The 14,105-nt window shown below is 33.2% G+C and carries 14 protein-coding genes; 3 read left to right on the plus strand and 11 right to left on the minus strand.

From position 1 onward, the window contains the following. Positions 1–178: 178 nt before the first annotated feature. From accD to tamL, 3 genes are all read right to left on the minus strand, one after another. Positions 179–1,033 (minus strand): acetyl-CoA carboxylase, carboxyltransferase subunit beta, encoded by an 855-nt coding sequence (gene accD, locus OZP10_RS11215; RefSeq protein WP_111379468.1) that lies wholly within the window; start codon positions 1,031–1,033, stop codon positions 179–181. Between the two features lie 104 nt (positions 1,034–1,137). Continuing rightward, positions 1,138–2,205: a class II fructose-bisphosphate aldolase gene (fbaA, locus tag OZP10_RS11220; protein WP_012023542.1), complete on the minus strand. Its 1,068-nt coding sequence runs from the start codon at positions 2,203–2,205 to the stop codon at positions 1,138–1,140. 60 nt (positions 2,206–2,265) lie between these two features. Continuing rightward, positions 2,266–4,839, minus strand: coding sequence for a translocation and assembly module lipoprotein TamL (gene tamL, locus OZP10_RS11225; protein ID WP_281634696.1), 2,574 nt, complete (start codon positions 4,837–4,839; stop codon positions 2,266–2,268). Positions 4,840–4,876: 37 nt separating this feature from the next. Between tamL and OZP10_RS11230 the strand changes: the two genes are divergently transcribed. Next, positions 4,877–5,605 carry an RNA methyltransferase gene (locus OZP10_RS11230; protein ID WP_281634697.1) on the plus strand — a complete coding sequence of 243 codons (729 nt, stop codon included), beginning with the start codon at positions 4,877–4,879 and terminating at the stop codon, positions 5,603–5,605. Positions 5,606–5,614: 9 nt separating this feature from the next. Here OZP10_RS11230 and porT read toward each other — a convergent pair whose 3' ends face one another. The 4 genes from porT to OZP10_RS11250 form a co-directional block, all read right to left on the minus strand. Beyond that, entirely contained in the window at positions 5,615–6,328 is a 714-nt protein-coding gene (gene porT, locus OZP10_RS11235; RefSeq protein WP_281634698.1) for a type IX secretion/gliding motility protein PorT/SprT, read from the minus strand. Position 6,329: 1 nt separating this feature from the next. After that, a complete protein-coding gene (gene ubiE, locus OZP10_RS11240) occupies positions 6,330–7,061 on the minus strand; it encodes a bifunctional demethylmenaquinone methyltransferase/2-methoxy-6-polyprenyl-1,4-benzoquinol methylase UbiE (protein ID WP_281634699.1) in 732 nt (243 codons plus the stop codon). A 567-nt stretch (positions 7,062–7,628) separates the two neighbouring features. Then, entirely contained in the window at positions 7,629–8,111 is a 483-nt protein-coding gene (locus OZP10_RS11245; protein ID WP_281634700.1) for a dihydrofolate reductase, read from the minus strand. A gap of 11 nt (positions 8,112–8,122) precedes the next feature. Further along, a complete protein-coding gene (locus OZP10_RS11250; RefSeq protein WP_281634701.1) occupies positions 8,123–8,467 on the minus strand; it encodes a 2TM domain-containing protein in 345 nt (114 codons plus the stop codon). 239 nt (positions 8,468–8,706) lie between these two features. On the opposite strand from OZP10_RS11250, the gene OZP10_RS11255 reads away from it, so the two are divergent. Next, positions 8,707–9,003, plus strand: coding sequence for an isoamylase early set domain-containing protein (locus tag OZP10_RS11255; RefSeq protein WP_177211108.1), 297 nt, complete (start codon positions 8,707–8,709; stop codon positions 9,001–9,003). 38 nt (positions 9,004–9,041) lie between these two features. Here OZP10_RS11255 and OZP10_RS11260 read toward each other — a convergent pair whose 3' ends face one another. The 4 genes from OZP10_RS11260 to OZP10_RS11275 all read right to left on the minus strand — a co-directional run bounded on the left by OZP10_RS11260 (position 9,042) and on the right by OZP10_RS11275 (position 12,573). Further along, on the minus strand, positions 9,042–9,893 hold the full coding sequence (locus OZP10_RS11260; protein WP_281634702.1) for a thymidylate synthase: 852 nt from the start codon (positions 9,891–9,893) through the stop codon (positions 9,042–9,044). Between the two features lie 92 nt (positions 9,894–9,985). Then, a complete protein-coding gene (locus OZP10_RS11265) occupies positions 9,986–10,609 on the minus strand; it encodes a bifunctional nuclease family protein (RefSeq protein ID WP_008466556.1) in 624 nt (207 codons plus the stop codon). A gap of 165 nt (positions 10,610–10,774) precedes the next feature. Continuing rightward, on the minus strand, positions 10,775–11,743 hold the full coding sequence (locus OZP10_RS11270; protein WP_281634703.1) for an electron transfer flavoprotein subunit alpha/FixB family protein: 969 nt from the start codon (positions 11,741–11,743) through the stop codon (positions 10,775–10,777). Between the two features lie 83 nt (positions 11,744–11,826). Then, on the minus strand, positions 11,827–12,573 hold the full coding sequence (locus OZP10_RS11275; RefSeq protein ID WP_281634704.1) for an electron transfer flavoprotein subunit beta/FixA family protein: 747 nt from the start codon (positions 12,571–12,573) through the stop codon (positions 11,827–11,829). Between the two features lie 500 nt (positions 12,574–13,073). Here OZP10_RS11275 and OZP10_RS11280 point away from each other — a divergent pair, with 500 nt between their 5' ends. Then, on the plus strand, positions 13,074–14,051 hold the full coding sequence (locus OZP10_RS11280; RefSeq protein ID WP_008466560.1) for a pyruvate dehydrogenase complex E1 component subunit beta: 978 nt from the start codon (positions 13,074–13,076) through the stop codon (positions 14,049–14,051). Positions 14,052–14,105: the final 54 nt, after the last annotated feature.

Genomic DNA, 14,105 nt, shown 5'->3' on the forward strand with positions numbered 1-14,105 from the left:
TAGATTTCCGTAAAAAACAGGTTTGCATTAGTATGATACGCTATTATCATTTATGCAAAAACAAAAATACAATTTTTCAGACAAGTTATTAATTGAACTTATAAAACTTATATGGTTTAAAAACAAAAAATCCCAAGAAGCAATTTTCTTGGGATTTCTATTTTAAGTAGTTTTAAAACTATCTAATATCATTGTTTTGAATCAAATCGATATATAAGTTAATCTTATCTTTCAATTCTTTTCTTGGCGTGATAAAGTCTAAGAAACCGTGCTCTAATAAGAACTCAGCAGTTTGGAAACCTTCTGGTAAATCTTTTCCTGTAGTATCGCGAACAACACGAGGACCAGCAAAACCAATCAAAGCACCTGGCTCAGAGATGTTGATATCTCCTAACATTGCGTAAGATGCAGTCGTTCCTCCAGTTGTTGGATCTGTACAAAGAGAGATATAAGGTAATTTAGCTTCAGCTAATTGAGCTAGTTTTACAGAAGTTTTTGCTAATTGCATTAAAGAATAAGCAGCTTCCATCATACGAGCTCCACCAGATTTAGAAATCATTACAAAAGGAAGTTTGTTTTTGATAGCGTGATCAATACCTCTTGCGATTTTCTCACCAACAACCGCTCCCATAGATCCACCGATAAAAGCAAAATCCATACAGCAGATTACAAGTTCTTTTCCTTTAGATTTTCCTACTCCCGTACGTACAGCGTCTTTAAGATGAGTTTTCTCCATTACATCTTTCAATCTGTCTGCATATTTCTTTGTGTCAACAAAGTGCAAAGGATCTTTAGAAGTCATGTTTTTGTCTAACTCAACAAATTCGTTGTTGTCGAATAAAATTTCAAAATAGGTTGCGCTTCCAATTCGAACGTGAAAATCATCTTCAGGGCTTACGAATAAATTTCTCGCTAATTCGTCAGCATCAATAATTTTTCCAGTAGGAGATTTGTACCACAATCCTTTCGGAACGTCCATCTTATCTTCTGTCGCGGTCGTAATCCCTTTTTCTTGTCTTTTAAACCAAGCCATTTTTCTAGTATTCAGTGTTCAGTAATAAAAATTTCAGTGTTCAGTGGTATTCAGTTTTAAGTACTCAGATACTGAATACTTAAAACTGTAAACTGAATACTTTTTTATAACGTGTTTACGTTATTTAAATCAGCAAAAGCTTGTTCAAGTCTTGCATTGAATGTTACTTCGCTTTCACGAACCCATCTTCTTGGATCGTAATATTTTTTGTTTGGAGCATCTGGACCTTCTGGGTTTCCAATTTGAGATTTCAAATAATCAAGGTTTTTAACCATATAATCACGGATTCCTTCAGTGTATGCAAACTGTAAATCAGTATCAATGTTCATTTTGATCACTCCGTAGCTAATTCCTTCTCTGATTTCTTCAAGTGTAGAACCTGAACCTCCGTGGAAAACGAAATCAACTGGGTTGTGTCCTGTGTTGAATTTGTTTTGTACGAAATCTTGAGAATTTTTTAAGATTTTTGGAGTTAATTTTACGTTTCCTGGTTTGTAAACACCGTGAACGTTTCCGAAAGCAGCAGCAATAGTAAATTTAGGACTTACTTTAGATAATTCTTCGTAAGCGTAAGCTACTTCTTCTGGCTGAGTGTATAATTTTGAGCTGTCAACATCAGAGTTATCAACACCATCTTCTTCACCACCTGTAATACCAAGCTCGATTTCTAATGTCATACCCATTTTGCTCATTCTAGCTAAGTATTCTTTGCAGATCTCAATGTTTTCTTCGATTGGCTCCTCAGACAAATCGATCATGTGAGAACTGAATAATGGTTTTCCTGTTTCTGCAAAATGTTTTTCAGAAGCATCTAATAAACCATCAATCCAAGGTAAAAGTTTTTTTGCACAGTGGTCAGTGTGTAAGATTACAGTTGCACCGTAAGCTTCTGCCAAAGTATGAATATGTTTTGCTCCTGCGATTCCTCCCGCGATTGCTGCTTTTTCACCTGCATTAGATAATCCTTTTCCAGCGTTGAATTGAGCTCCTCCGTTAGAAAATTGAATGATAACTGGCGCGTTAAGTTTCGCTGCAGTTTCAAGAACTCCATTAATTGTGCTTGATCCAGTAACGTTTACTGCTGGAAGAGCAAAACCCTTCTCTTTCGCATAATTAAAGATCTCTTGTACTTGATCTCCTGTAGCTACTCCTGGTTTAATGTTGTGTGCCATTTTAATTTTTTTTATAGTTGTTTTTAGTTTTTAGGTTGCAAAAATAAGAATTAATTAGCATTAGAAAGGATAATTTATACCAAAATTTAAAACCGAGTGTCCAAAATTGTATTCTTTAAACCATCGGTCTCCCTTCTCATGTGCTGGATTATAAGTCTTAAAGCCTAAATCTAAACGAATCACAAAAAAGCTTAAATCGTATCTTAAACCGAATCCTGTACCTAAAGCAATTTCAGCTAAATCGTTTAAGTTGTCGAATCTTGCTTTCGGATCTATGACATTATCGAGCACATTCCAGATATTTCCGGCGTCTGCAAAGAATGCTCCTTTAACATCTCCGAAAATTTTGAATCGAAATTCGGCACTCGCTGCAATTTTCATATTTGCCTCATTAAAGTCGTTTACGGCATTAGTGCTTCCTGGTCCTAAAGCGTAAGGCTGCCAAGCACGGTTGTCATTGGAACCTCCGCCATAATAACTTCGTGAAAACGGAATGTAATTTGAATTTCCAAACGGAATTGCAATTCCAAAGAAGCTTCTAACTGCTAAAACTTTCTCTTTTCCAAAATCCCAGTGTTTAATATAGTCAAATTCAGTTTTTATATACTCTGAATATTCCAGATTAAAAATCTCGTAATTTCCTTTTGCGTTTTTTTGAAGATTTCCAACTTCAGAAATTAATGATAATAATGTTCCAGCAGACTCAATTTTGGTTCTAAATTGATAGAAATTATTGTCTGCTAGATCTTTTTTGGTTGTTTTGGTAAAAGAAAAACTTGTTGCAAGAATAAAATCATTCTCGGTCAAACGAACTCTTCTTTCCTCAATGCTTTCAACTTCTTGATATTGCGAGTTGTCTGGAGTTAAAGCTGTTTTTCCTGTCAACACATCATTTGTAAAACCTGTAGTCCCTTTTGGAATCGTAAGGTCTTTTCTAGCTTGTTCCTCAGGTGTAGTTCCCCAGTTATTGACATCAGTATTATAATCTTTACCAATAAAATTCAGATCATCGTAAGAAGAAGTATATACATTAAAGTAATTGTCAGGATTTAAATTACGAACAAACTGTGCGTTTAGCAATTCAAATTTTGCTGTGTTATGACGTTTTGGTGTCCAGTTATACGAAATACCTCCTGTAAAATTTTCTTTGTCCAAACCAATATTTCGCTGCTTCGAAAAACCAGACGTTATAGAGGTGTAGGGGATCATACTTTTTGGGATAATCTTTTCTGTTCCAAACGGGAGAAGAATTCTCGGAAAATTCAATTTCATATCCAAACCATATTCAGAGACATTAAAGAAATTATTGTTCGGATTTGCCATATCTCTGGATGATCCAACGTTTAAACGCGCTGAAATTTCTAAAGTTTCTGCACGGTTAAATACATTTCGAATAGTTTCAGAAACACTGGCTCCAATCCCGAAATCCTGAATGTTAGAATGCGTTACGTCAAGAGTGGCTCCAAAACTGTATTTTTTTCTCGGAGTCAAATAAACATTGGCAATAAGAGATTGCGCTGTAGAATCTCTTTTGTCTACTTCGTATTGAATTGATGGATAGTTGAAAATCCTTAAATTATTTAAATATCGAGAAGAAAGGGTAGTTCTGAAATCGGCAAAAGTACTTCCTTTCGTAATGAAAATAGCATCGGTAATAGCGCGTGGTTTGTATTTTAAAGTCTTGTAACTGTATAAATTAAAATTATTATACGTTACACTATCTGTTGGTTTTTTCTTGGCATTTGCAGCAGAATAATCTGTGTAAATGTTTACGTCGCTAATTTTATACAATTTAAAAGGTTCTGTGCGGCTAGAATCTCTTTCTTGAATTGTATTGTTATTTATAATCAAAGTTACATCGGCTTTGGCTTTTTTACCAATCGTGTCAATATCAAATGTTACATAAGTAGGCTGAAAATAGTAGGCGCCGTGATTTCTAAAGTATGTTGTAATACGATTTTTTTCTTCTTCAAAATCTGTGGTTTTGTATTGATTGCCAGATTTTAATAGCGAAGGCTCATTATTAGTTCTGTATAATGAGTCCAGTGCGGGAGTCATTATTTTAGTTGTAATAGTGTCTAATTTGTAAGCTGGTCCTGTAGTGATATTATAATTAATTGTGGCTCTCTTTATTCCCACTGTATCAATAGTGTAATCTGTTTTAACATTAAAATAACCACTATTAAAATAATAGTATTTTAAGCGCAGTAATGATTTTTTAGTTTTTGAAGTGTCAATTATTACTGGTGGTTCTCCAGTGTTTTTTAGAAATTCATGAATTCCTTTATAATAGAAAGATTGTCCAAGGCGATCTACTTGTTTTGCTGAGAATATTTTTGACATACGCTCATACTTTCCAGGATTGTTTTTAAATTTGGCCTGATAAGTAGAATCTGGATTTAAATTGGCTAAATTGTACAGGTTTAATCGAAGCTTGTAACCTAATAATTTACCATTTGGTTTTTGGTACATCTGATTAGAAGCTGTCTCATCGTTTGTCGATTTTCCGTTAACTAGAATATTATTTTTTACAAGAAGGTTTTTTCCATCGGGAACTCTTTTTACGGCATTACAAGCGCAAATTAATATTGCAATTAGAAGAAATGCTATTATTTTTGTGGAATTCTTTTTCAAGTGTTTTTTAATATTTAATTCAAAAGTACATTATTTTATGGTTAGTAAAAACCAAATAAAGCTTATCTCAGGCTTACATCAAAAAAAGCAGCGTTTTGCCAATCAATTATTCTTTGCTGAAGGAGTAAAAGTAATTCAAGAATTGCTGCAATCCAATTTTGAATTAGAACATTTATACACCACATTGAATGATTTTGAAACAGTTCACGCTTCAAAACGTACTCTTATTAATGATCAAGAACTGAAAAAAATAAGTGCTTTGTCGACTCCAAATTCTTGTTTGGCGGTTTTTAAAATTCCAGCCGAAAAGAAAATAGTCGATTCGGGTTTAATTTTAGCCTTAGACGATATTAGGGACCCTGGAAATCTAGGGACTATTTTACGTCTTTGTGATTGGTTTGGTATTAAGCAGATTGTCTGTTCTAAAGAAACAGTAGATATTTATAATCCGAAAGTTGTACAAGCTACAATGGGATCTATTACTAGAGTAAATGTAAGCTATGTTGATTTAAAACTTTTTCTTGCTCAAACTAAACTGCCAGTTTTTGGAACTTTTATGGACGGAGAAAATATTTATCAATCCAAATTACCTCAGAGTGGCATCATTATTATGGGTAATGAAGCTAATGGTATTTCAGAAGAAATTGAAAAAATCATAACCAACCGTCTCACAATTCCTAGATTTGGAGAGCTTCAAAAAACCGAAAGTTTAAATGTAGCTACTGCAACCGCAATTATTCTTAGTGAATTTAAACGAAATAGTTGATATTTTGTTTTAATGAAAAGTGAAATTTATTAAAATCGCTCTAGATTTCATTGAATCAATGTTTCCTGTCCAAGGACTGTCTGGAGTATTGTCTCTAATAAGTTCGTCGGTTATGCCAAACATTCCTCTAACAGAAGGAGAGAAGATAAAGTATTCAGTGAAAATATCAATTCCTAAACCTAATTCATAAGCCGCTGTCCATTGTTTTACTCTAAATTTCTGCTCAAAGTTATCGTCTTGAGATTTTGCGTTACTTGATAAATTTAAAGTTGTAGACATACCGCCAACTAAGTACGGGCGTATGTTTCCTGTACGTTTTGCAGAAAACTTCAATAATAACGGGAAGTGAATGTATGTACTATTCACTTCTCTTAAATAATCACTTTCGGTGTTTCCAATACCAGGAAAAAAAAGATCACGTTTAGTATAGTACAAACCTGGTTCAAAACGAAGATTGATATATTCCTGAAGTCTTAAATCGGCTACAACGCCCACATTAAACCCAGTAGTTTTTTTAACCTGAATATAGTTTTCTCCCGGAGGAGTTTTGTAATCAAATTTAAAGTCAAAACTATTAAAGCCTAAATAATAGCCAAAGTAAATACGCTGTTTCTGCCAGTTTTCAAGATTAATGATAGGATCTTTGCTAAACATATTTTTAGCAAATTGCGAATGTCCTTTTGTCGTTAAGACCAATAAAAATAAGATTACAATTTTTTTCATACTATTTTTTAGATGCAGAATAAATTGTTGCGACACCAAAAGTTTGAGGCATTGCCACAACATCTATAAACCCAGTTTTTCTCAAAATATTGTTTAAGGCTTCTCCATAAGGAAAAGCGGCGGCCGATTCAGATAAATAGCCATACGCATCATTATCTTTAGAGAATAATTTTCCGATTAACGGAAGTATATTTTTGCTGTAAAAATTGTATCCTTGTTTATAAGGAAATTTATCTGGAACAGAAGTTTCTAAAATAACAAAAATTCCGTTTGGTTTTAAAACTCTTAAGATTTCTCCAAAACCTTTTTCTAGGTTTTCAAAATTTCTTACACCAAAACCAACTGTAATAGCATCAAAATAATTGTCTTCAAAAGGCATGTTTTCAGAATCTCCTAAAACGAGTTCAATAACATTCGAAAGTTTTTTTTCTTCTACTTTCTTTTTTCCTACTTCCAGCATTCCGGCAGAAATATCAAGACCAATAATTTTTTCGGCATTAGTTTGTGAAAGTAAAATGGCTAAATCACCAGTTCCTGTTGCAATATCAAGAATAACTTTTGGTTTTTTGTCTGATACTAATTTTAATACTTTTTTACGCCATTTAATGTCAATTCCAAAAGAGATTACGCGATTCAAATTATCGTAATTCCCAGAAATGGTGTCGAACATTTGGGTTACTTGCTCTTTTTTACCTAAAGAAGAGTCTTTATACGGAGTTATTTTTTCAGACATTTTTTTTATTTAGGCAAATATAAACAATCTAGTTTAACTGTAATTGAGTTTTTTAATTTGTAAAATAAATGTTTAGCCAGATTTATTTTAAAGCAGATTTTGCCATCCCTAAATCTAGGTATTTTGGTAAAATCCCTAAATCTTGGTATTGTCTAATAGCGCTATTATGAGCAACTTTGTTTAAGTAAAAATGATTAAAGTTTTAATGATTGATAATGTCGCTATGACTTAAACAAATGATTGCTTTTTTTGCGCTGGCAACTCATTTGTTCATGAAAGAGTCTTGTAAAGTATTGTTCTTGGGGGGAAATACTAATATTAAGTGCAAAATACGTTCTTAGGATTAAATTTGTTTTTGGAAATTTTAATTTTCTGCCTTTAATATCTTAGTGGTATTTGTTATTAAAGGCGTTTGAGATTTAGGTCTCAAATAACATTAAATGTTATTCAGTTCTACAAATGTTTCTCGACATTTGTTATTTTTTAAACAAAATTCTTCTTGAGCGAGTTAGGCTTCAAAAATCAATTATTTAAAAACATCCTCCCTAAAAAGAGGATGTTTTTTATTTATTTTCTAATGTAAGTTTCATAAGTATAGTCATAAAGATGTTTCTCATCTTTGTGATTTTCTTCAGATTCTACCAAAATCCACTCGTTTTTATTGATTTTAGGAAAAAAAGCATCTGCTTCAAAAGAATGATGAACTTTGGTTAATTCTATAATATCAGTAAATGGAAGGGCAAGATTGTAAATTTCGCCACCGCCAATAACATAACTATCATCGTTTTCTGGGCATAAGGCAATTGCTTTTTCAATGCTATCTACCACAATGCATCCTTCTGGTTTATAATTTTCTTGGCGAGAAATTACAATATGGACACGATCTGGCAACGGTTTTGGAAAGCTTTCAAAAGTTTTCCTTCCCATAATAATATGATGACCAGTTGTAAGCGATTTAAATCTTTTAAAATCATTTGGAAGATGCCAAACTAATTCGTTGTTTTTTCCAAGCGCATTATTTTCGGCCGCAGCCGCTATCATTATAATCATGGTATGCTTAACTAAATTTTATTTTCATTTTCTTCATTAATAGAAGATTCAAGCTGACTGATTCTTTTTTGCTGTAAAGCAACTAATCGGTCAATTTGCTCTCTTTCCCATTTTTTATTCATAAAACGGTCAGTTATGTACACTTTTATAAAATGTAGAATAAAAAGGAAAAGCCAGATTGTAATTCCCCAAATGCACCAGTTTTGGGTTGTGCCCTCGCCAAAACCAAAAAACTTGTTAGCAATAAATAAAAATAAACTTCCTAGCAGGAAAAGAACAAAATGAAAATATAGGATTTTTTTTTGTCTTAATCGTCGTCTAGCGTATTCGTATTGTTCGTGCACTTCTTTTTCCATAAGATAAAAATGAGATTATAAAGTTAAAATTTATTTTGGAAAGACAATATTTTGGTTGTGGAATATTTGTTTTTTAATGATCTAAGAATTTGAATAACAAAATTTTAACCGCTTTAAATTGCCGATAAAGCGAAAAAAATATACTGTTTTTAATATTATCATAAATCGGTTCTGGTAGTAGTAAGTGTTTCGTTGAATTTAATTAATTTTAGATGTATAAATCTAAAAACGAAATAGTTATGTCTTTGAAAAAACAATTTATCAAAACGAAGCCGGTTGTTAAAGTTACATTTTCAATAGATGCCAAAGATGCTGATTCGGCAGCGGTGGTTGGTGATTTTAATAACTGGAATGCCTCAGAAGGAGCTTTGAGCAAGTTGAAAAACGGAACGTTTAAAGCAACTTACGATTTGGTGAAAGATGCGATTTACGAATTTAAGTATGTAATTGACGGAATTTATGTTAACGATCCTGAAGCTGATTTTTACAAATGGAATGACTATGCTGGAAGTGAAAATGGAGTTTTAGTTGTATAAAAAAATCCGCTTAAATTTTTAAGCGGATTTTTTTATAATTATACAGCAACACTTCCTTTTATGGCTGGATGTGGATCGTAATCTACTAGTGTAAAATCATTAAAATCAAAATCAAAAATGTTTTTAATCTCCGGATTTAAAATCATTTTTGGTAATGGTTTTGGTTCACGTGTCAATTGCAATTCTAATTGCTCAAAATGATTATTGTAAATATGTGCGTCGCCAAAAGTGTGAATAAATTCGCCTGGTTCTAAGTCGCATACTTGTGCGATCATCATGGTCAGTAAAGCATAAGAAGCGATGTTAAAAGGAACTCCTAAAAAGATATCGGCACTTCGCTGATACAATTGGCAAGAAAGTTTTCCTTTTGTTTCTCCTTTTTCAGGATCTGGACTTGCTACATAAAATTGGAAAAAAGCGTGGCAAGGAGGTAATGCTGCTTTGTTATTAGCCACATTTTCCTCAAAAGACTTTTTAGTATCTGGCAAAACCGATGGGTTCCATGCAGAAACAAGCATTCTTCGGCTATTTGGATTTGTTTTTAATTCTTTAATTAATTCAGAAATTTGATCAATTTCTTCACTATTCCAATTCCTCCATTGGTGGCCATAAACAGGTCCTAAATCGCCATTAGAATCTGCCCATTCATCCCAAATTTTAACTCCATTTTCTTGAAGGTATTGTACGTTTGTATCTCCTTTTAAAAACCAAAGCAATTCGTAAATGATCGATTTCAAATGAAGTTTTTTTGTTGTAACCATTGGGAAGCCCTCACTTAAATCAAAACGCATTTGGTAACCAAAAACACTTTTTGTTCCAGTTCCAGTTCGGTCTCCTTTTTGATTTCCGTTTTCTAAAACGTGTTTTACTAAGTCTAAGTATTGCTTCATCTTTGTTTAATCGTTTAATCGTGGATCTGTTTAATTGTAAATTTGTTTAATCGATTTAACGAATAAACGGTTTAACGATTAAACATCAAAATTTATCTTCTAGAGATTTCGTCTCTAATTTTTGCTGCTTTTTCGTAATCTTCCTGAGAAACGGCTTGATCTAAAAGCTCATTTAGTTCTTGTAAACTATGTTTTGCGTAAACATCTCCAGATTGGTTGCTTTCTTCTTCATGTCCAAAAGTTTCAGGATTAGAAAGAACATCATCAATTTCTTGAGCGCCAGAATCTGTTTCTGCAGTATTCGATTTTAGATAAATTCCTGCTTTGTCTAAAATGTTTTTGTAAGTAAAAATAGGAGCATTGAAACGTAATGCTAAGGCAATAGCATCAGAAGTTCTAGCATCTATAATCTCTTCGATTTTATCTCTTTCGCAGATTAAGCTAGAATAAAAAACACCATCAACTAATTTGTGGATAATGACTTGTTTTACCACAATGTCAAATCTTTCAGCAAAATTTTTGAATAAATCATGTGTTAACGGACGTGGCGGTTTTATTTCTTTCTCTAAAGCAATAGCGATTGACTGGGCTTCAAAAGCACCAATAACAATAGGTAATTTTCTTTCGCCATCCACTTCATTCAAAATTAAGGCATAGGCGCCATTTTGAGTTTGACTGTATGAAATTCCTTTTATGGATAATTTTACTAGACTCATATATGTTTGTAAAAAAGGCACTTAGCACCTTATTTTAATACTGTTTTGGTTTAAAAAATAAAGCTGCAATTTTAATCAAAAAATATGGAACAAAAAAGCTGCCTATAAACAAAGATACAACATCTTGTTTTTAGGCAGCAATATTTTTAAAGAGAATTCTTTGTGTTAAGAGTGCTGAGCTTTAAAAGCTTTTAATTTCTCTGTTAATTGTGGTACGATTTCAAAAGCATCCCCAACTACACCATAATCAGCCACTTTAAAGAAAGGAGCTTCAGGATCGTTATTGATCACTACTTTTACTTTAGAAGAGTTAATACCTGCAATGTGTTGGATAGCTCCAGAAATACCGATAGCAATATATAAGTTTGTTGCAACTGGTTTTCCTGTTTGTCCAACGTGCTCGCTATGAGGTCTCCATCCTAAATCTGAAACTGGTTTAGAACAAGCCGTTGCAGCACCAAGAACAGCAGCAAGATCTTCTACTAATCCCCAATTTTCTGGACCTTTTAGTCCGCGTCCGCCAGAAACTACAATATCAGCGTCAGCGATAGAAACTTTTCCAGATACTTTTTCTACAGATTCTACTTTTACACCAAAATCATTGTCTCCAATTGTTGGATTGAAATCTTCTGCTGCAGCCGCTCCTGCGCTTTCAAAAAGACCATAAGAGTTTTTAGCCAAACCAAGAACTTTTACGTCTGTGCTGATTTCTGTAATATTGAAAGCTTTGTTTGAGAAAGCATTTCTTTTTACTTGGAAAGGAGAAGTGCTAACTGGCAACCCAACTACATTTGAAGCGAAACCAGCATTTAAAGCTACCGCAACTAGTGGAGAAAGGTAAATACTGTCTGTTGTAGAAGAAAGCAATACTACTTTTGTTCCTTCTTTCTCAGCAGCTTGTTTGATAATATCAGCGTAAGCTTTTGCATTAAAACCAGCTAATTTATCATTGCTTACTTTTAAAACTTTATCAACTCCGTATTTGCCTAATTCGCTCACATCGCTGATGTTTACAGTTAAAGCTGTAACAGTTGTTCCTAATGATTCAGCTACTTTTTTAGCATAAGAAGCTAATTCGAAAGCAACTTTTTTAAATTTTCCTTCTGCAGATTCTGCATATATTAATATTGACATAATAATTTTTTGTTTAAAAGTTTAAAGTGTCAGGTTTCAAGTTCATAAACTGAGACTGAAAACCGAGACTGAATACTTGATTACTAGATTACCTTCGCTTCGTTGTGTAATAAATTGATTAACTCATCTAAATTATCTGCAGAAACTAATTTCACTGCTGATTTTGGAGCTGGTTTTTCAAATTTCACTGCTTTTGTATTTACAGCTGCATCAACTGGCTCAAGGATAGTTAAAGCTTTTGTTCTTGCAGTCATAATTCCTCTCATGTTCGGGATACGTAAATCTTTTTCCTCAACAAGACCTTTTTGACCTCCAATGATTAATGGAAGAGTAGTGCTTACAGTCTCTTTTCCACCGTCAATTTCACGTACTGCTTTTACATTGTTTCCATCAACTGTTAAAGCTGTACAAGAGTTTAAGAAGTTAGAACCTAAAATTCCTGCGATCATTCCAGGAACCATTCCTCCGTTATAATCCAAAGATTCTTTTCCAGCTATTACAAGATCATAACCTCCGTTTTTAATAACTTCCGCTAATTGCTTAGCAACAAAAAATCCATCAGTTGGATTTGCATTCACACGAATTGCTTCGTTTGCACCAATTGCTAATGCTTTACGCAAAGTTGGTTCAGTATCAGGACCTCCAACGTTTACAACCGTTACATTTGCACCTTGCTGCTCTTGAAACCAGATAGCGCGTGTAAGACCGAATTCGTCATTAGGGTTAATTACATATTGTACTCCATTAGTGTCAAATTCTGAGTCACCGTTGGTAAAGTTAATTTTTGAAGTAGTATCAGGCACATGGCTGATGCAAACTAGTATTTTCATAAGTATATATTTTGAATTTATAATATGCTTTTACAAATTTAGAATTTAATTTGGAATAATTATACTATGCATGCATAATATTTTTTAAAACTATTACGATTTCGCAGATTGTTCAGTTTTGAATGATTTTCATCGGAATCTAAAAATAAAATAATACTCATTTTGTCTGATTGTTAGGAATTTTGCAATAACGGACAGTTGATGAGCAGATTAATTTTTGTCTGAGAAATACTAATTTTTGGTTTTTTCCGTTATGATGGATGAATTTGAAGAAAATAAGAATTAAACAAATGAATAAAAGTTTGTCTAAAAAAATCTGGAATAGATTAAGTGTGAATTGTACGTTATTATATCGATTTCGTTAATATCACAATAAAGTTTAAAAAGTTAAAACCAGAGAACAGATAGAAGTTCATGCGATTTTAAATTCAATTTTTGCATTTAAGTTATTTAAAATATTTATTTTTGCTTTTCAGAAAATTCAACATACAATATAAAATATGAGAACAATACAATTTAGAGAGGCCATTTGTGAAGCAATGAGCGAAGAAATGCGTCGCGATGAATCCATATATTTAATGGGAGAAGAGGTTGCAGAATACAATGGAGCTTACAAAGCTTCTAAAGGAATGCTTGCTGAGTTTGGTGAAAAAAGAGTAATCGATACTCCAATTGCTGAGCTTGGATTTTCAGGAATTGCAGTAGGTTCTGCAATGAACGGAAACCGCCCTATTGTAGAATATATGACATTCAACTTCTGTTTAGTTGGTATTGATCAAATTATAAATAACGCTGCTAAAATGCGTCAAATGACAGGAGGACAATTTAATGTGCCTATCGTTTTCCGCGGACCAACAGCTTCTGCTGGTCAATTAGGAGCTACTCACTCACAAGCTTTAGAAAACTGGTTTGCTAATACTCCAGGTCTTAAAGTTGTTGTTCCTTCAACTCCTTACGATGCAAAAGGATTATTAAAATCTGCTATTCGTGATAACGATCCAGTTATTTTCATGGAATCTGAGCAAATGTACGGAGACAAAGGTGAAGTGCCAGACGGAGAATACACAATTCCTCTAGGTGTTGCTGATGTTAAACGTGAAGGAACAGATGTAACTATCGTTTCATTCGGAAAAATCATCAAAGAAGCTTTTATCGCTGCTGATGAATTAGCAAAAGAAGGTATTTCTTGTGAGATCATCGATTTAAGAACAGTTCGTCCAATGGACAAAGATGCGATCTTAAAATCGGTTAAAAAAACAAACCGTTTAGTAATTCTTGAAGAAGCTTGGCCAGTTGCCAGCCTTTCTTCTGAAATCTCTTATATCGTTCAAGAACAAGCATTCGACTTCCTTGATGCGCCAATTCAACGTATTACAACTGCAGATACTCCTGCACCGTATTCTCCAGTACTGCTTAAAGACTGGTTGCCAAATGCAGGTGATGTAGTAAAAGCAGTTAAAAAAGTATTATATAAATAATACAAATACAAAATACTCATAAAACTTCATCAGACAAACATGGATTGGTGAAGT

The sequence above is a fragment of the Flavobacterium luteolum genome (genome assembly GCF_027111275.1).
Taxonomy (GTDB): Bacteria; Bacteroidota; Bacteroidia; order Flavobacteriales; family Flavobacteriaceae; genus Flavobacterium; species Flavobacterium luteolum.

What these genes read in the sequence shown, in the direction of transcription:
- OZP10_RS11255 (WP_177211108.1), top strand. Translation starts at nt 8,707, where the DNA reads ATGTCTTTGAAAAAACAATTTATCAAAACGAAGCCGGTTGTTAAAGTT.
- fbaA (WP_012023542.1), bottom strand. Translation starts at nt 2,205, where the DNA reads ATGGCACACAACATTAAACCAGGAGTAGCTACAGGAGATCAAGTACAA.
- OZP10_RS11260 (WP_281634702.1), bottom strand. Translation starts at nt 9,893, where the DNA reads ATGAAGCAATACTTAGACTTAGTAAAACACGTTTTAGAAAACGGAAAT.
- OZP10_RS11280 (WP_008466560.1), top strand. Translation starts at nt 13,074, where the DNA reads ATGAGAACAATACAATTTAGAGAGGCCATTTGTGAAGCAATGAGCGAA.
- OZP10_RS11275 (WP_281634704.1), bottom strand. Translation starts at nt 12,573, where the DNA reads ATGAAAATACTAGTTTGCATCAGCCATGTGCCTGATACTACTTCAAAA.
- OZP10_RS11270 (WP_281634703.1), bottom strand. Translation starts at nt 11,743, where the DNA reads ATGTCAATATTAATATATGCAGAATCTGCAGAAGGAAAATTTAAAAAA.
- OZP10_RS11230 (WP_281634697.1), top strand. Translation starts at nt 4,877, where the DNA reads ATGGTTAGTAAAAACCAAATAAAGCTTATCTCAGGCTTACATCAAAAA.
- ubiE (WP_281634699.1), bottom strand. Translation starts at nt 7,061, where the DNA reads ATGTCTGAAAAAATAACTCCGTATAAAGACTCTTCTTTAGGTAAAAAA.
- porT (WP_281634698.1), bottom strand. Translation starts at nt 6,328, where the DNA reads ATGAAAAAAATTGTAATCTTATTTTTATTGGTCTTAACGACAAAAGGA.
- OZP10_RS11250 (WP_281634701.1), bottom strand. Translation starts at nt 8,467, where the DNA reads ATGGAAAAAGAAGTGCACGAACAATACGAATACGCTAGACGACGATTA.
- OZP10_RS11245 (WP_281634700.1), bottom strand. Translation starts at nt 8,111, where the DNA reads ATGATTATAATGATAGCGGCTGCGGCCGAAAATAATGCGCTTGGAAAA.
- OZP10_RS11265 (WP_008466556.1), bottom strand. Translation starts at nt 10,609, where the DNA reads ATGAGTCTAGTAAAATTATCCATAAAAGGAATTTCATACAGTCAAACT.
- accD (WP_111379468.1), bottom strand. Translation starts at nt 1,033, where the DNA reads ATGGCTTGGTTTAAAAGACAAGAAAAAGGGATTACGACCGCGACAGAA.